This is a genomic window from Flavobacterium sp. SH_e, from assembly GCF_025717045.1.
Lineage (GTDB): Bacteria > Bacteroidota > Bacteroidia > Flavobacteriales > Flavobacteriaceae > Flavobacterium.
Window position 1 is genome coordinate 535,274 of record NZ_JAOVZN010000006.1, and the last position, 16,973, is coordinate 552,246.

The following is a 16,973-nucleotide window of genomic DNA, read 5'->3' on the forward strand; positions in this document are numbered from 1 at the left end:
TGAAATTGAAAGGTGCAGTAGAATTAACTGCTAATGAGCAAAAAACAATAAATGGAGCTAGCACTCCTATTTGTGATGACGGATTTAAAGCTAAAAGATGTACGGAATTTGGAACAGTACCAGCTTATTGGAACTGCATACCAAGCAACTATGTCGGAAGCTGTTAAGATTAGATTTTTGAGCAGCGAGTTTTTTACAGATTTGAGGCTCAAACCCGAAAACGTAAATAACCAGTTATGTTAGAAAAAATTTTAAAAAGCAAAGAAACTAAGAAACTGACTAAAAAAGAGCAGAAAAACATTTTAATTGGTGAATATTCAGCTGAACTAAATTGTGATGATGTTACGGTCGAAAAATATTATGCTTGCTAATTTGAATATATAAATAGTAACAGAGATTAAAAACCTCTGTTACTATATATAAAATGGTATTAATTATGCTAAAGAAAATTCTAAATCTAAATGGTGCTCACAGTATTAGCAAGAGTGAGCAGAAAGACATGAAGGGCGGAATTCCAGAATGTTGGGTTTATGCATTAGAAGCGGGATGCTTTTTAATACCACCAGGCGAAACTTGTCCCCTAAATACATCATCTGGTATTTGTGATACAAGTCGTCTTTGTTGTTGATTTTTAACTTTTTTTAAAAGTAATACGATATAGCCTTATTTAGAATTTAGTCATGTTTTTTTTGAATGTATAGGCGCTCGATCGTGGAACATTGAGCATATTCTCAGTATTGATGATTGGTACTGAGATTCTTAGGAGTTGGCCGCCGCGTTAATTTTATTTGGTTAGGGTAAACCGCGGCCATGTCCTAAAGAAATTGTGTTGCTAGAAATTTGTTTATAAATACTGAAACAGAGAAGATTTAGGTCTTCTCTGTTTTTTTATGCATTAACAAGAAATTTTTTTCTTAATTTGGTCTTGAATAAATCAAAATAAATTGAAAAAATTCACTCATTATAGACAAGCAGATAATAAAGATTGCGGGCCAACATGTTTAAAAATTATTGCTAAATATTACGGCAAGACAATCAATATTCAGGAGTTGAGAGATTTTAGCGAAACAACTCGTGAAGGAAGTAATTTGCTTTTTCTGAGTGATGCCGCCGAAAAAATCGGATTTAGGACTTTAGGGGTAAAATTGTCTGTAACAAGAATTGAAGAAGCTCCCTTGCCATGTATTCTTCATTGGAATAAAGACCATTACGTTGTACTTTATAAAATAAAAAAAGGTAAATATTATGTTTCAGATCCTGCTTTTGGGCTTTTGGAGTACAATAAAGAAGAGTTTGTAAAATTTTGGATCGGAAATAATGCCGATGACCAGACAAAAGAAGGAATTGCACTTTTAATTGAAGCTACGCCAAAATTCTTTGAGTCTGATTTCGAGAAAGAAGAAAACTCAGGTTTAGGACTCGGTTTTCTTTCTAAATATTTATTCCAATACAAATCATTTCTTATCCAGCTTTCTATTGGACTTTTGGCAAGCAGTTTACTCAATTTAATCTTTCCGTTTTTAACACAAAGTATAGTCGATGTAGGGATTCAGAATCAGAATATTCATTTTATCTATCTGATTCTCTTTGCCATGCTTTTCATCTTTGCAGGAAGAACTGGATTGGAACTGATAAGGAGCTGGATTCTGCTTCATTTATCCACTAGAATCAATATTTCGCTCATATCAGATTTCTTCATCAAATTAATGAATCTGCCGATTTCCTTTTTTGATGTGAGAATGACAGGAGATATCATGCAGCGAATTAATGATCACCGCCGAATCGAAAAAATTCTGACTACATCTTCTTTGAATGTGCTTTTCTCTGTGATCAATATGTTTGTAATGGGTGCGGTTTTAGCCTATTTCAATCTCCAGATATTTTTGGTCTTTTTCGTAGGAAGTATACTTTATTTTGTTTGGATAGTTTTGTTTCTGAAAAGAAGAGAAGCTTTAGATTATAAACGTTTTGCTGAAGTGTCCAACGAACAGAGCAAAGTGATGGAACTGATAAACGGAATGCAGGAAATAAAACTCCATAATGCCGAAAAGCAAAAACGCTGGGGCTGGGAATATGTTCAGGCAAGACTTTTCAGGGTTTCAATAAAAGGCTTGGTTTTAGAACAGACACAAACAATAGGCTCTTCGGTAATCAACGAGCTCAAAAATATTTTCATCATTCTGCTTTCGGCAAAACTGGTTATTGACGGTTCTATTACACTTGGGATGATGCTGGCAATAAGTGCGATTGTCGGAAGTTTAAACGGTCCTGTTACACAATTAATAGAATTTGTGAGAGAACTGCAGGACGCCAAAATATCTCTCGCCAGACTGTCTGAAATTCATCAGAAAGATGATGAAGTGCAGCAAGAAATTCATCAGACGAATGAAGTGCCTCAAAATGTCGATATAGAAATTAAAAGTCTTTCTTTTAGATACTTAGGTTCGGATGTTCCAGTTTTAGATGATTTAAGTCTCATAATTCCAGCCAATAAAGTTACCGCAATAGTTGGTGTTAGCGGAAGCGGAAAAACAACTTTGATGAAGCTGCTTCTGAAATTTTATGAACCCGAAAAAGGAGAGGTTTTAATAGGAAATGCTCAGCTTAAAAATATTTCTCAGAAAGCATGGAGATCCAATATTGGGGCTGTAATGCAGGAAGGTTTTATTTTTAGCGATACAATTGCCAATAATATTGCTTTTGGAGTTGACCATATTGATAAAGAGAGATTAATGTATGCTGCAGATGTTGGTAATATTAAAGAATACATCAGTGGACTTCCCTTGGGTTTTAATACCAAAATAGGAGCAGAGGGAATAGGAATGAGCACTGGGCAGAAACAGCGTCTGCTGATTGCAAGAGCAGTTTACAAAAATCCTGAGATTTTATTTTTTGATGAAGCCACTTCGGCTTTAGATGCTAATAATGAAAAGGAGATTATGAAGAAACTGGATATCTTTTTTAAAGATAAAACGGTTGTAGTTATTGCACACCGATTAAGCACTGTAATGAACGCTGACCAGATTGTTGTTTTAGATAAAGGAAAAATTATCGAAATCGGAAGCCATTCGGCATTAGTGGAACAGAAAGGAAATTATTTTGAACTGGTAAGAAATCAGTTGCAATTAGGGAATTAATTATGACAGAAGATTCATTTGAATTAAGAAGCGAAGAGGTTCAGGATATCCTAACCAAAGTACCGCATTGGATGATACGATGGGGAACTGTTTTGATATTTGCTATTATCATAATGCTGTTTTTTGTTTCTTGGTTTGTAAAATATCCCGACGTTGTAAGTACTGAAATTGTTATTACAACTAATATTCCGCCAGAGAAAATAGTAGCGAAATCTTCGGGACGTATCGAAGCGATTTTAGTAAAAGATAAAACACAGATTGCTAAAAATAGCACACTGGCAATTATTGAAAATACGGCTAATTACAAAGATGTTTTTCTGCTGAAAAAGATTGTGGATGCTTATGATATTAATAATCCTGAAAAAGCTTTTCCTTTTGCATCATTAAAGAATACGCAGTTGGGCGAAATTGAAAGCGCTTTTGCGGTTTTTCAGAAAGATTATCAGGCACAACAGCTGAACGAAAATCTTCATCCTTTTGAAATTGAAAGTAGGGCGCAAAGTTCAGAGAAAATTCAGATAAAGGAAAGATTGGATATTCTGCAACAGCAAAAATTGCTGAACGAAAGCGAATTAGAGCTTCAGAAAAACGAAATTGCCCGTTTTGAAGTGTTATTTAACAAAGGGATTATTTCTGCGCAAGAAATGGAAGCTAAAAAGCTTGGCTATCTTCAGGCACAAAAGAGCTATAGAAGCCTGCTTTCGTCGATTTCTCAATTAAGGTCCTCTTTGATTGATAATACAAAATCGAGCCAGAATTCACAGATAAATAGCACAAAAGAAGAAGTTAACTTAGGGCGTAATGTGGCACAATCCTTTTATCAGCTGAAAAAAGTGATAAAAGACTGGGAGCTGGCCTATACGCTTAAATCTTCTGTAAGTGGTGTGGTTACTTTTCTTCAGGTTTGGAATGAAAATCAGACCATTAATGTAGGCGATAATGTTTTTTCTATAATTCCAGATGCTAAAAATACTTTTATTGGAAAAGTAAAAGCTCCGGCTTTAAATTCAGGAAAGATAAAAGTGGGGCAGCGGGTCAATATTCGTTTAGCAAATTATCCTGACAGGGAATTTGGCGTTTTAAAAGGTGAAATCAAAAATATTTCATTAGTGCCAGATAAAGATGGAAACTTACTTCTCGACGTTGCGCTTCCTAACGGACTGAAAACCTCTTATAACAAACAGATTAACTTTCAACAGGAAATGAAAGGAAGTGCAGAAATTGTAACCGAAGATCTGCGTTTAATCGAAAGAATTCTCTATCAGTTTAAAAATATTTTTGAACAAGTTTAATCTATTATTTAACCTAACCATAAATCTTAAATGAAAAAAACACTACTTATTGCTTTACTATTTTTATTTCAATTCTCTTTTTCCAAACCAATAACAGAAACTCAAAAACTGGCAGCAACTTGTAAAGTTTGGGGATTTTTAAAATATTATCATCCAAATGTTGCAGATGGCAGTAAAAACTGGGATGAACAGCTATTTCAAATTTTACCAAAAGTTGAGGAAGCAAAGACTTCTGAAGCATTTTCTCTAGTAATAGAAAATTGGATTCTTTCTTTAGGTGAAATTAAAAAAGCAGAAGTGGTAAAGTCAAAAAAAGAATATTTTGATAAAAATTTCGATTTGTCGTGGCTTAATAAAAATGAATTGTTTTCGAAATCTCTTTCCAAAAAATTAAAGTTTATTGAGGAAAACAGAATTAAGGGTAAACAATACTATGTCAATTTTGAACTTCATACTGGAGATGTGCCTCTTAAGTTTAATAACGAGGTAAAATATGCGGATTTTAAATGGACAGATAAAAACTTACGTATTTTAACTCTTTGCAGATATTGGAATTACATCGAATATTTCTTTCCATATAAATATCAAATGGATGAAAATTGGGATAAAGTACTAGATGAAATGTTGCCAAGATTTTATGCCCCAGAATCGGAAAAAGACTTTAATTTGGCGATGCGCGAGATTTCGGTAAAGCTAAATGATACTCACGCAGCGACTAGTATGGCTCAATTGTTTGACTATTTTGGTGATAAATTTATTCCTGTAGATGTTAATATCATTGATGAAAAAGCAATTGTTGTTGCATTGAAAAATGATTCTCTGGCAAAAGTTAGTGATATTAAAATTGGAGATGTAATTACAAAAGTAGAAGGGAAGACTATTGCAGAAATTTTGAAAGAAAACCGAAAATATGTAGAAGGATCTAACGAACCATCTGTTTTAAAGAATGCATATTGGGCAATTTTTAACGGAAAAACACCTTCATTTGAAATCGAGTTTATTCGAGATGGAAAAACTGCAGTAAAGTCTATTAATAGATATGTGTATGAAGATTTAAAAATTCAGTTTCCAAATAAAGAAAAATGGAAAATTTTAGAGGGTAATATTGGTTACGTTGATTTTGATGAACTTGATCCAGCAGATGTTCCATCTTTAATTTCGGCATTAAACAATACAAATGCAATAATTTTTGACAATAGAAATCGACCACACGAGGTTATGTATCCAATTGTAGATTGGCTTAATCCTGAAGAGAAAGAATTTGCTAGATTTCTTGATCCAGATGTAAATTATCCTGGACGTTATTGTTGGAGAGAAGGAATTCAGAAGTGCGGAAAAAGTAATCCGGATCATTACAAAGGAAAAGTAATTGTTATAACAAATGAAAAAGCTGTAAGTCATGCTGAGTTTACTGTAATGAGTTTGCAAACAGTTCCTAATTGTGTAGTTATCGGAAGTCAAACTGGCGGAGCTGATGGCGCAAATTACAGATTTCAAATCATCAAAGGATTTGGTTCGTCATTTACTTGTTATGGTGTTTTTTATCCAAATAAAAAAGAAACTCAACGAATCGGAATTGTTCCTAATATTGAAGTGAAACCAACGATTTTAGGAATTCAGCAAGGAAGAGATGAGGTTTTGGAAAGAGCTGTTCTTTTTGCTAAAAAAGGGAAATAAAAAAGTCTAAATAAGAGTCTTTGTCAAAGTTTAAAGCTTTGACAAAGATGTCTTTACATCTTCAAATAAAAATCTTTAGTCAATTCAATATATTCAGGAGTATAGACGTGTCTGTGGATTTCGATAATAAGTTCATCGATTTCAATTTCAGGAACTTCATTTCGGCTAAAAGCCAATAAACTGCGTTTAATTTCTGATTTTGGAGTTCCTTTTACATGAGTAATCTTTAATGGGAACAATTCTGCTTCTTTTGCTAAAGCAATGAATTTTTCTTCTTCTTTATAAGGAATAATTAAGGCAAATATTCCGTTTTCTGAAAGTAATAAATCGGCGGCTTCGACTAATTCTTCAAAAGGCATTGCATCTTGAAAACGAGCTAAATCACGTTGTTCGTTTTCTGTTTTATAATCTTCAGCATAAAAAGGCGGATTCGAAACAATTAAGTCATATTCATCTTCTGGTTCATCAATAAATTCATCTAAACCAGCATGAAAACAAAATAATCGGTCGCCCCAAGGAGAAGCTTCAAAATTTTCTACAGCTTGCTCGTGCGCCTCTTCATCAATTTCAAGTGCATCAATTTGTTCAGCGCTGCATCTTTGTGCCAACATTAAAGCAATAATTCCAGTTCCAGCACCAATATCTAAAACACTAAAAGGGTTATGATGAACAGGAGCCCAAGAACCTAATAAAACACCATCGGTACCAACTTTCATAGCTGTTTTATCTTGTTTTATAGAAAATTGTTTGAAACTGAATGTTGACATTTCTAAAAATTAAAAAATAAAAATTTACGGAAAGTAATGACTGAAGACTGTGACTTAGACTGATTACTAAATTATAGATACATCTCAATAAGACCTTCAGGAAGATCCATGATTACTTTTTTGTTTTCGCGATCGATTTTTACAAGAAACTGATCAATCATTGGAACTAAGATTTCAACTTCACCATTTAAAACTTCAAAAAGAGGCTGTGCAGTTGAATCATTAATAGAAGTTATTTTTCCGAAAACACCTAAACGTTTGTCTTCAATTTCAAAACCAATAACTTCATGGAAGTAGAATTTGTTACCAGTAAGTTTAGGTAACATAGTTAAAGGAAGATAAATAGGACTACCAACAAGAGCATCTGCATCTTCTTCGGTATTTACATCTTCAAAACGTACTCTTAAAAAGTCGTTTTTGTGCAATGAACTTGTTTCAATAAAAAAAGGAACCAAGTGTTTGTTGTTTTCAACAAACACTGATTCCAGATTTTCGTATAACTCAGGCTCATCTGTGTCTAAATAGACCAAGACTTCACCTTTGAAACTAAATTTTTTAGCGATTTTACCTAAATAAAAACAATCTTCTTTACGCATTATCGCTAAGTAAAATTATGCCTCAGTTGTTTCGTTATTCTCTTCAGCAGCAGGAGCTTCTTCAGTTGCTTCAGCAACTTCTTCAGCAGCCTCTTTTGTAGCAGCGGCAGCAGCTTCAGCTTGTGCAGCAGCAGCATCAGCAACACGTTTAGCGTTAACTTCTTGCTCAGCTTTTAAAGCTTTTGCTTTAGCATCAGCTTTTGCTTTAGATAAACCATCTTTTTTAGCATCAACTTTTCCAGCTTTTGCTTCTAACCAAGCAGTTAATTTTGCATCTGCTTGCTCTTGAGTTAAAGCTCCTTTACGAACTCCTCCGTCAAGGTGGTGTTTCAATAAAGCACCTTTGTAAGAAAGGATAGCTCTTGCAGTATCAGTTGGTTGAGCACCATTGTGTAACCATTTAACTGCGCTGTCAAGGTTTAAATCAACAGTTGCTGGGTTAGTGTTTGGATTGTAAGTACCGATTTTCTCTAAGTATCTACCATCTCTTTTTGAGCGTGCATCTGCAGCTACTACCCAGTAAAAAGGTTTTCCTTTTTTACCGTGTCTTTGTAATCTAATTTTTACTGACATAATCTTATTGATTAAATTTTGAGGTACTCGACCTCCGTTAATTAAGGGCGCAAAGATATAATTTTTTTATGAAAAACACGTTTTAAAAAAGATTAAATATATTTGGATTGTTTTTTTAGCATTTTTTTGACTTTTTAATTTAAGTATTTAGCTCTTAATGCGATACTTTTGCACCAAATTCATTTTAAAATATGAAAAAATACTTTTACTTTTTATCACTTTTACTTTTAGTTGCATCTTGTACAGAGGATGTTAGATTTAATAATCCAGCTTTTCAAACCTTAAAAGATAATATTTTTTGGAGGGCTCGAGCTTATAATTCTGGAATACAGACAAATGGTTTTTTTGTCGTTGAAGGTTCTTTAGGATATGAACAAATAAGTTTTCAGATTCCTGAGCCAGCTGTGAAAACCTATATATTAGGCGATAATGATGTTACAAAAGCCACTTATAAAAATACTTATAAAGGACAAGAAGAAGAATTTAGTACAGGAACAGATAAAGGAAACGGGGAAATTGTTGTTACAGAATACAATACAACTGATAATACTATTTCAGGAACGTTTAAATTTACAGCTGTTAATGTTGATTCTGAGGCCGAAAAGCAAACATTGCATTTTACAGAAGGTGTTTTCTATAAAATCCCAGTAACACCGGGAAATAATTTTACTATTGATTAGGATCTTTGTCTTAAATATGTCTTTGCCAAATCCAAATAAAAACTTAAATAAATTAATATTATAGTAGTTTAGAGATAAATAAGGTTACATTTGTTCCTATTATAAAAAATAATTTATGAATATTTTCGTGGGAAGCCTTCCATTCAGTATTGAGGAAGCAGATTTAAGAGAGTCTTTTGAGGCTTATGGAACAGTTGACTCTGTTAAGATTATTACTGATAAATTTACAGGAAGAAGTAAAGGATTTGGTTTTGTTGAAATGCCAAATGATGCAGAGGCTCAAAAAGCAATTGATGAATTAAACGGAGCTGTTGTTTCGGGACGTACAATTGTTGTAAATAAATCTGAACCAAAACCAGAAGGCGAAAGAAGAAGCTTTAACAACAACAACCGCGGAGGAAACAATCGCGGAGGTTTTGGAAACAACCGTGGCGGAGGAGATCGCGGAAACAGAAGAGAATATTAGTATTTTTTTTCTAAAATATAAAAGGGATCAACGAAAGTTGATCCCTTTTTTTGTTTGTAAAATCTTGTTTCAGGTTTTTATTTGTTTCAAGTTTCAAGTTGCGGATAACTTGAAACTTGAAGCATGAAACAAAATAAACTATTATACATTCGCAGCTAACCAGTCGCCCACTTCTTTGGTACCGTATGCTTTGCCTCCATTTGCTAAATCTTCAGTAACTACTCCTGCTTCTAAAGCTTTATTTACAGCATCTCTCATTGCTTTTCCTTCTTCCATTAATCCGAAGTTTTCGAACATCATAGCAGCAGATAAAACTGTTGCCATTGGGTTTGCAATGTTTAATCCTGTAGCTTGTGGATATGAACCGTGAATAGGTTCGAATAAAGATACTTCAGCTCCCATAGACGCAGAAGGCATTAATCCCATTGAGCCAGAAATTACAGAAGCTTCATCTGTTAAGATATCTCCAAATAAGTTTTCAGTAATTAATACATCATAAGAGTTTGGCCATTGAACCAAACGCATTGCAACAGCGTCAACAAATTCGTAGCTCACTTCAACCTCTGGATAGTCTTTTTCCATTGCTTGAACTGTTTCTCTCCACAAACGTGAAGTTTCCAAAACGTTTGCTTTATCAACACAGCATAATTTTTTAGAACGCGTCATTGCTAATTCGAAACCTTTTTTAGCTAAACGCTGAACTTCTGCTCTTGTATAAACGCAGTTGTCGTAAGCAGTATCTCCGTTATCCTTTCTTCCTTTTTCACCAAAGTAAATTCCGCCAGTTAATTCTCTTAAGAAAACTAAATCTGTTCCTTCGATTCTTTCTCTTTTTAAAGGAGATTTATCTAATAATGATGGGAATGTAAAAGTTGGTCTTACGTTTGCAAACAGACCTAATGCTTTACGCATTTTTAATAAACCTTGCTCTGGTCTTACAGGTGCAGAAGGATCGTTATCATATTTAGGGTGTCCAATCGCTCCAAAAAGAACGGCATCAGCATTTTTACAAATTTCGTGTGTTGCATCTGGGTAAGGTTCGCCTACTGCGTCAATTGCAGCAGCACCTGTCAAAGCTGGTTTCCAAGTAATTTCATGTCCAAATTTTTGTGCAATAGCATCTGATACTTTTACTGCTTGCTCAATTACTTCTGGTCCGATTCCGTCTCCCGCTAAAAGGGCTATGTTTAATTTCATTCTATATGTGTTATTAAGGTTCAAAGGTTCAGAGGAACAAAGGTTCAAAGTTTTGAAAGCAGGTAAAAACCTCTGTGCCTTTGCAACTTTGAATCTTTGTTCCTTATATTAAGTAACTATATTCAACATTTTCTGTGTCGCAATAATCGCTGCAACAGTTTGATCCGAATCTAATCCGCGGGTTTTGAATTCTTTTCCGTTGTTAACCCATGTGATAATGGTTTCGCACAACGCATCAGAACTACTTCCTGGCGGGATTCTCACGGCATAATCGATTAATTTTGGAAGCGTAAGTTTTTTGCTTTTGTAAATTTTGGATAAAGCATTCATGAAAGCATCAAACTGACCGTCTCCTTGTGCATTTTCTTCGATTATTTCTCCGTTTAAATTTAAAGATAAAGTCGTAGATGGGCGCATTCCTTTAGAATGAACCAGCATATAAGAATTTATCGTAATTTTTTCTTCGTAAGTGTGGCTGTCCAAAACATCAGAAATAATGTATGGCAGATCTTCCTTGGTTACAGTTTCTTTTTTGTCGCCCAGTTCAATAATTCTTTGGGTAACCAATTTCAAATCTTCGTTGTTAAGTTTTAGACCTAACTCCTGAAGATTCTTCTCGATATTGGCTTTTCCAGAAGTTTTTCCGAGGGCGTATTTTCGTTTTCTTCCAAAACGTTCGGGAAGTAAATCGTTAAAATATAAGTTATTCTTATTATCTCCGTCAGCGTGAATTCCAGCTGTTTGCGTAAAAACATTGTCACCTACAATTGGTTTGTTGGCAGGAATTCTATAACCTGTAAACGTTTCAACCAATTTGCTTACAGAATACAACGAAGTTTCTTTAATGCCGATATTTACTTCTGGCATATAATCATTGATAACAGCAACAGTACTTTCAAGCGGTGCATTTCCAGCACGTTCTCCCATTCCGTTTACCGTAACGTGAAGTCCGTTGATTCCCGCTTTTATAGCTTCCATAACGTTAGCAACACTTAAATCGTAGTCGTTATGTGCATGGAAATCAAAATGAATGCTTGGATATTTTGTTCTAATTTTCGAAATAAATTCAAAAGTTAGAGACGGAATTAAAACACCTAAAGTATCAGGAAGTAAAACTCTTTTAATTGGCTGTGTTGCTAAGAAATCCAAGAATTGAAAAACATAATCTGGAGAATTTCTCATTCCGTTGCTCCAGTCTTCTAAGTAAACATTGGTTTCAATATTGTTTTCTTTTGCTAAAGCAATAATTTCAGCGATTTCAGAAAAATGCTGTTCCGGAGTTTTCTTTAATTGATGTGTTAAGTGATTCATTGAACCCTTGGTCAATAAATTTTGCACTTTGGCACCCGCTTTTTTCATCCAATCAATTGAAACGCCTCCGTCAACAAACGTAAGAACTTCAATTCTGTTAATGTATCCTTTTTCTTCAGCCCAAGAAGTGATGCCTTTTACGGCTTGAAATTCTCCTTCGCTCACACGTGCAGAAGCAATTTCGATTCTATCAATATTTAATTCCTCCAACAACAATTGCGCAATGGTTAGTTTTTCTGCGGCAGAAAATGAAACTCCTGAGGTTTGTTCGCCATCACGAAGTGTCGTATCCATTATTTCAATTTTTCTTTTTTCCATATTGATATTCTATATTTCTTTAAATTCGAAATGATAGCGGGTTTGTATTATTAATTTAGAAAGACCCGAGAGGTTTTGAAGCCTGTCGGGTCTAATAGACTGAATGATATTTCTATTAGTAAGGAAGTTTATCAGCAAAAGCCTTAATATCTTCCTTCATATCTTGTAAATAATCAATGTCATCAAAACCATTGATTAAATTGTTCTTTTTGTAACCATTAATAGCAAAAGATTCTTGCTCTCCAGTTGACAATAAAGTAATCGTTTGGTTTGGAAGATTGATTTCTAATTCTGTATTTGGATCAGCTTCGATAGCTTTGAAAATGTTTGCTAAAAATTCTGGGCTGATTTGTACTGGCAATACACCAATATTTAAACAGTTTCCTTTGAAGATATCAGCAAAGAAACTAGAAACTACAGCACGGAATCCGTAATCGTAAACTGCCCATGCAGCGTGCTCTCTAGAAGATCCAGAACCGAAGTTTTTTCCTCCAACAAGGATTTTTCCGCTGTAAGTTGGGTTGTTTAAAACGAAATCTGCTTTTGGAGTATCGTCTCCATTATATCTCCAGTCTCTAAAAAGATTGTCTCCAAAACCTTCACGTTTTGTAGCTTTTAAGAAACGAGCTGGAATGATTTGATCTGTATCTACGTTCTCAATTGGCAACGGAACTCCGCTGCTAGTAAGTATATTAAATTTATCGTATGCCATTTTGATTTTTGATTTTAGATTAACGATTTCTGATTTTAGATTTGTTGTTGTATCTTAAAATTGTAATCGTTAATGTTTTTTTGTAAAATGTAAATTGAAATTTTAGAAGATTTTTTAATGAAGTTTATCGAAATCTGAAATGCTTCGCCAGTTCGCTTTCGCTCGGGTTAGAAATCGTTAATCTTCATTCTTAAATCTTTAAAAAAGCTCTCTCGGATCTGTTAGTTTTCCAGTAACTGCCGCCGCTGCCGCCATAATTGGAGAAGCTAAAAGCGTTCTTGAACCAGGACCTTGACGACCTTCAAAGTTTCTGTTTGAAGTACTTACTGCATATTTTCCAGCAGGAACTTTATCATCGTTCATTGCTAAACAAGCAGAACAACCCGGCTGACGTAATACGAAACCAGCTTCAGTCAAAATATCTAAAATTCCTTCTTCTTTAATCTGAGCTTCAACAACGTGAGAACCCGGAACTAACCAAGCCGTAACATTATCTGCTTTTTTTCTTCCTTTTACAATTTCAGCAAAAGCTCTAAAATCTTCAATACGTCCGTTTGTACAGCTTCCTAAGAAAACATAATCGATTTGTTTTCCGATCATTACATCATCTTCGTTGAAGCCCATGTAAGCTAAAGATTTTTTGTAAGTTTCCTCACCCCCTTCAACTTCTTTAGCATTCGGGATATGTTTTGTGATACCAATTCCCATTCCTGGGTTTGTACCGTAAGTAATCATTGGTTCGATATCTTCAGCTTTGATGTTCAATTCAGCATCAAATACAGCATCAGCATCAGTTTTTAAAGTTTTCCAATATTCAACAGCTTTTGTCCAAGCTTCACCTTTAGGAGCGTAAAGTCTTCCTTCAAGGAAATCGAAAGTAGTTTGGTCAGGAGCAATCATACCTCCACGAGCACCCATTTCGATACTTAAATTACAAACTGTCATACGGCCTTCCATAGTCATGTTTTCGAAAACATCACCAGCATATTCAACAAAATATCCTGTTCCTCCTGAAGTAGTTAACTGAGCAATAATATAAAGCGCAACGTCTTTTGGTCCAACACCTTTGCTCAATTTACCGTTTACGTTGATACGCATTTTCTTTGGTTTAGGCTGCATAATACATTGTGTAGAAAGCACCATTTCAACCTCAGATGTTCCGATACCAAAAGCGATAGCTCCAAAAGCACCGTGAGTAGACGTATGCGAATCTCCACAAACAATAGTAGCACCTGGCAAAGTAATTCCGTTTTCAGGACCAACTACGTGTACAATACCATTTTTTTGGTGGCCTAATCCCCAGTGCGAAATTCCGTATTCGTTAGCATTGTCTTCAAGAGCTTTAAGCTGGTTTGCAGAAAGCGGATCCTGAACTGGTAAATGTTGGTTTATGGTTGGTGTATTGTGGTCGGCAGTTGCAAAAGTACGTTCTGGATATAATACATTAACGCCTCTTGATTTTAATCCTAAAAAAGCAACAGGACTCGTAACTTCATGAATGAAATGGCGGTCAATAAAAAACACATCTGGCCCATCTTCAATTTTACGCACAACATGTGAATCCCATACTTTGTCAAATAATGTCTTACTCATTTTTTATTTTTTTAAATTGTAATTTCTATAACCACAGCAATTTCCTGTTCATTATAATAGCAAAACAAAAGTAAAAAAAGATAAAAAAGCGTCAATTTCGATATTTCATTATATACGATACCCAAACTAATTTACAAATTGCCAAATGGCTTTTGCAGACTAAAATTTGAAAGAAAAATGATTAAGAAATAGATTTGCTTTTTCTTTTTCGGCTTTAATTTTGCCTGTTTGTTTTTTGTTTTAATAGTTTGCAAATTTATCTCAAAATCAATATAAAATATAAGGATTTGATTGAAAAAATCTAACAAAATGCATAAAAATAGTAATAATTGTTAGTTTTGAAATCTTTGCTAAAAGAGCGTTTTTTGAGTTTTTTAAAGCTTTGAAAGGCATTTTTTGGACATTATTTAGATTCAATAAAACATCAAAATACTACGACATCCAAGAAGTGTATTTTTATGAAATTTTGTGTTTTTTTGAAGCAAAAACTGATTTTTTGTAGGCAGTATTTTTGAAGGTTAATTCAGAGAATTTTTAAATTCTAATGGAGTAAGATTGGTTTTCTTTTTGAATAATTTGCTGAATGATTGAGGATATTCAAAACCTAATTGATAAGCGATTTCTGCTACAGAAAGATTAGTCGTAATCAAGAAATCTTTTGATTTTTCTATTAATTTTGAATGAATGTGCTGTTGTGCATTTAACCCAGTTAAATTACGAAGCATATCGCTTAAATAGTGACTTGAAACATTAATCTGAGAAGCCAGAAACTCTACTGTCGGTAATCCTTTTTTTAAGGTTTCGGCATTACTTATGTAGTTTTCCAGAGTTTCTTCAACTTTCAATAATAAATCGTGACTGATCGTTTTTCTGGTAATGAATTGACGTTTGTAAAAACGATTGCTGTAGTTCAGTAAAACATCAATATAAGAAACAATCACATCCTGACTCATTTCGTCTATTGCGGTATTGAGTTCGTTGTCGATGCTTTGTAATAATCCGATAATGGTTGTTTTTTCACTGTCAGAAAGATGCAGTGCTTCATTGGTGTCATAAGAAAAGAAACCGTATTTTTTGATGCTTTTTCCCAAAGGATAATTTCGAATAAAATCAGGATGAAATAAAAGTGTATAACCTCCATATTCAACGCCTTCTTCATTTTCAGTAAAAATTAACTGAGTTGGAGAAGCAAACATAAGTCCGCCTTCGTTGAAATCATAATAGCCTTGACCGTAGCCCATTTTTCCTTTGGTAGAAAACTTATAAGAAATCTTATAAAAATCAAGCAAAAAGGCATGATTCGCTAAATCTTCATTGATGACCAACTGCGTATTGTCTACTAAACTCACCATCGGATGAAGTGGTTTTGGCAATCGAAGTAAATCATGAAACTGCGATATAGAAGAGATTTTTGCCGGATTATTGTTTTTCTTTTCCATGATATAAAAGTAAGAAAATTTGAGAGACTAAAAAAAGCTTCGGAGAAGCGAAATATGTATAGAAATTGCAGTTATTATTGAGAGTAGAGCTCCAGCGGAGCGACATATTCATTGCGACAAATATTTCGCTCCGCTGGAGCTTTTTTGTATCTGGATTGTTGAATTTCTATAAATATTTTGCTCCGCTGGAGCTTAAATTATTCTCCAAAAAATTGTTTGCCAAATTCAGAACGAAAAACTTCGTCTCCTACTTCAAGTCTTTGTTTGTAAAGCGCTTTTGCGTCTTCACCGGCAACGTATCTTAATTGGTTTTTTCCATCTGTTGCAGCTTCATAAACAACATCGGCAATTTGTTCCGGAGTTGAAGCCATTTCAAACATAACGTCAACGCTTCCAAACATTTTATTGGTCATTGTTTCGTATTCTGGAAGGGTGCTTGTGTCAAGTGAGCCATGCAAAAATTCTGTTCTGATTGCTCCTGGAGAAACGGTTTTAATGTTTATTCCAAACGGATTTAATTCGTAAGCCATACTTTCGCTCCAGCCTTCTAATCCCCATTTTGTAGCATGATAAATTGATCCTAAAGGAAAAGCAATCAATCCGCCGATAGATGTTGTAGAGATAAACAAACCGCCTTTTCTTTCTCTGAAGTAAGGAATAAATGCATTCGTAACTCTGATTACTCCCAATAAATTAGTATTTAATTGTTTTGTGATTTGATCATCTGTTAAACTTTCCAAAGGACCAATTAATCCATAGCCAGCATTGTTAAAAACGATGTCAATGTCGCTAATTTCAAGTGCTTTTTTAACTGTGTTTTGAATTTGATCATAATCGGTAACGTCTAAAGGCAAAAGCGTTACGTTTTTTAATTGAGAAAGTTCAGTTTCTTTCTCCGGATTTCTCATGGTTGCGATTACGTTCCATCCTTTTTCGTGGAATAATTTTGCTGTTGCTTTTCCTAAACCTGATGATGCGCCTGTGATAAAAATTGTTTTCATGATTATTATTTTTAATTGTTATAATTTGATGAAGCAAAGTTCAGGATACACTGCAGTTTAAAAGTGTTCATTTTGGTGCAATGAGTATCCAAAATGGATAATTGAAGTTTTTAAGAGAAAATAAATGATTTTTTAAGGTTTTTGTCGCTCTTTCATAATCATGTTAAAAATGCTTTTGTTAACAACTTTCACTTCTTTATTTCTGTAAAAAAAG

16 protein-coding genes are annotated in these 16,973 nt (G+C 34.2%); 7 read left to right on the forward strand and 9 right to left on the reverse strand.

Going from position 1 to position 16,973, the window contains the following annotated elements; translation table 11 throughout:
- Positions 1-5: 5 nt before the first annotated feature.
- The 5 genes from OD917_RS13215 (at position 6) to OD917_RS13235 (ending at position 6,106) form a co-directional block, all read left to right on the forward strand.
- Complete coding sequence (locus OD917_RS13215) at positions 6-167, forward strand: hypothetical protein (RefSeq protein ID WP_263523945.1); 162 nt, start codon at positions 6-8, stop codon at positions 165-167.
- 69 nt (positions 168-236) lie between these two features.
- Complete coding sequence (locus OD917_RS13220) at positions 237-371, forward strand: hypothetical protein (protein WP_263523946.1); 135 nt, start codon at positions 237-239, stop codon at positions 369-371.
- Between the two features lie 573 nt (positions 372-944).
- Positions 945-3,137, forward strand: a complete 2,193-nt coding sequence (locus OD917_RS13225) for a peptidase domain-containing ABC transporter (RefSeq protein WP_263523947.1) — start codon at positions 945-947, stop codon at positions 3,135-3,137.
- A gap of 2 nt (positions 3,138-3,139) precedes the next feature.
- A complete protein-coding gene (locus OD917_RS13230; RefSeq protein ID WP_263523948.1) occupies positions 3,140-4,429 on the forward strand; it encodes an HlyD family secretion protein in 1,290 nt (429 codons plus the stop codon).
- 30 nt (positions 4,430-4,459) lie between these two features.
- Positions 4,460-6,106, forward strand: a complete 1,647-nt coding sequence (locus tag OD917_RS13235) for a S41 family peptidase (protein WP_263523949.1) — start codon at positions 4,460-4,462, stop codon at positions 6,104-6,106.
- Positions 6,107-6,159: 53 nt separating this feature from the next.
- Here the strand turns inward: OD917_RS13235 and OD917_RS13240 are convergent, their stop codons facing one another.
- From OD917_RS13240 to OD917_RS13250, 3 genes are all read right to left on the reverse strand, one after another.
- Complete coding sequence (locus OD917_RS13240) at positions 6,160-6,873, reverse strand: tRNA1(Val) (adenine(37)-N6)-methyltransferase (protein ID WP_263523950.1); 714 nt, start codon at positions 6,871-6,873, stop codon at positions 6,160-6,162.
- Between the two features lie 71 nt (positions 6,874-6,944).
- On the reverse strand, positions 6,945-7,469 hold the full coding sequence (rimM, locus tag OD917_RS13245; RefSeq protein WP_263523951.1) for a ribosome maturation factor RimM: 525 nt from the start codon (positions 7,467-7,469) through the stop codon (positions 6,945-6,947).
- Positions 7,470-7,484: 15 nt separating this feature from the next.
- Positions 7,485-8,042, reverse strand: a complete 558-nt coding sequence (locus OD917_RS13250; RefSeq protein ID WP_263523952.1) for a 30S ribosomal protein S16 — start codon at positions 8,040-8,042, stop codon at positions 7,485-7,487.
- A 191-nt stretch (positions 8,043-8,233) separates the two neighbouring features.
- On the opposite strand from OD917_RS13250, the gene OD917_RS13255 reads away from it, so the two are divergent.
- Positions 8,234-8,722, forward strand: coding sequence for a DUF6252 family protein (locus tag OD917_RS13255; RefSeq protein ID WP_263523953.1), 489 nt, complete (start codon positions 8,234-8,236; stop codon positions 8,720-8,722).
- Positions 8,723-8,837: 115 nt separating this feature from the next.
- Positions 8,838-9,188: an RNA recognition motif domain-containing protein gene (locus tag OD917_RS13260; RefSeq protein ID WP_263523954.1), complete on the forward strand. Its 351-nt coding sequence runs from the start codon at positions 8,838-8,840 to the stop codon at positions 9,186-9,188.
- Positions 9,189-9,329: 141 nt separating this feature from the next.
- Here the strand turns inward: OD917_RS13260 and leuB are convergent, their stop codons facing one another.
- From leuB to OD917_RS13290, 6 genes are all read right to left on the reverse strand, one after another.
- Positions 9,330-10,385, reverse strand: a complete 1,056-nt coding sequence (leuB, locus tag OD917_RS13265; RefSeq protein ID WP_263523955.1) for a 3-isopropylmalate dehydrogenase — start codon at positions 10,383-10,385, stop codon at positions 9,330-9,332.
- A gap of 108 nt (positions 10,386-10,493) precedes the next feature.
- Positions 10,494-12,014: an alpha-isopropylmalate synthase regulatory domain-containing protein gene (locus tag OD917_RS13270; protein WP_263523956.1), complete on the reverse strand. Its 1,521-nt coding sequence runs from the start codon at positions 12,012-12,014 to the stop codon at positions 10,494-10,496.
- A gap of 115 nt (positions 12,015-12,129) precedes the next feature.
- Positions 12,130-12,726, reverse strand: a complete 597-nt coding sequence (gene leuD / locus OD917_RS13275; protein ID WP_026727052.1) for a 3-isopropylmalate dehydratase small subunit — start codon at positions 12,724-12,726, stop codon at positions 12,130-12,132.
- A 198-nt stretch (positions 12,727-12,924) separates the two neighbouring features.
- Entirely contained in the window at positions 12,925-14,319 is a 1,395-nt protein-coding gene (gene leuC / locus OD917_RS13280; RefSeq protein WP_109191462.1) for a 3-isopropylmalate dehydratase large subunit, read from the reverse strand.
- A 518-nt stretch (positions 14,320-14,837) separates the two neighbouring features.
- The gene (locus OD917_RS13285; RefSeq protein WP_263523957.1) at positions 14,838-15,758 is read right to left on the reverse strand and encodes a helix-turn-helix domain-containing protein; all 921 of its coding nucleotides are present in this window, start codon (positions 15,756-15,758) and stop codon (positions 14,838-14,840) included.
- Between the two features lie 197 nt (positions 15,759-15,955).
- Positions 15,956-16,759, reverse strand: a complete 804-nt coding sequence (locus OD917_RS13290; RefSeq protein WP_263523958.1) for an SDR family oxidoreductase — start codon at positions 16,757-16,759, stop codon at positions 15,956-15,958.
- Positions 16,760-16,973 lie beyond the last annotated feature (214 nt).

Coding starts and splice junctions, on each gene's coding strand:
- OD917_RS13220 (WP_263523946.1), top strand. CDS start 237: ATGTTAGAAAAAATTTTAAAAAGCAAAGAAACTAAGAAACTGACTAAA.
- OD917_RS13230 (WP_263523948.1), top strand. CDS start 3,140: ATGACAGAAGATTCATTTGAATTAAGAAGCGAAGAGGTTCAGGATATC.
- OD917_RS13235 (WP_263523949.1), top strand. CDS start 4,460: ATGAAAAAAACACTACTTATTGCTTTACTATTTTTATTTCAATTCTCT.
- OD917_RS13240 (WP_263523950.1), bottom strand. CDS start 6,873: ATGTCAACATTCAGTTTCAAACAATTTTCTATAAAACAAGATAAAACA.
- rimM (WP_263523951.1), bottom strand. CDS start 7,469: ATGCGTAAAGAAGATTGTTTTTATTTAGGTAAAATCGCTAAAAAATTT.
- OD917_RS13250 (WP_263523952.1), bottom strand. CDS start 8,042: ATGTCAGTAAAAATTAGATTACAAAGACACGGTAAAAAAGGAAAACCT.
- OD917_RS13255 (WP_263523953.1), top strand. CDS start 8,234: ATGAAAAAATACTTTTACTTTTTATCACTTTTACTTTTAGTTGCATCT.
- OD917_RS13260 (WP_263523954.1), top strand. CDS start 8,838: ATGAATATTTTCGTGGGAAGCCTTCCATTCAGTATTGAGGAAGCAGAT.
- leuB (WP_263523955.1), bottom strand. CDS start 10,385: ATGAAATTAAACATAGCCCTTTTAGCGGGAGACGGAATCGGACCAGAA.
- OD917_RS13270 (WP_263523956.1), bottom strand. CDS start 12,014: ATGGAAAAAAGAAAAATTGAAATAATGGATACGACACTTCGTGATGGC.
- leuD (WP_026727052.1), bottom strand. CDS start 12,726: ATGGCATACGATAAATTTAATATACTTACTAGCAGCGGAGTTCCGTTG.
- leuC (WP_109191462.1), bottom strand. CDS start 14,319: ATGAGTAAGACATTATTTGACAAAGTATGGGATTCACATGTTGTGCGT.
- OD917_RS13285 (WP_263523957.1), bottom strand. CDS start 15,758: ATGGAAAAGAAAAACAATAATCCGGCAAAAATCTCTTCTATATCGCAG.
- OD917_RS13290 (WP_263523958.1), bottom strand. CDS start 16,759: ATGAAAACAATTTTTATCACAGGCGCATCATCAGGTTTAGGAAAAGCA.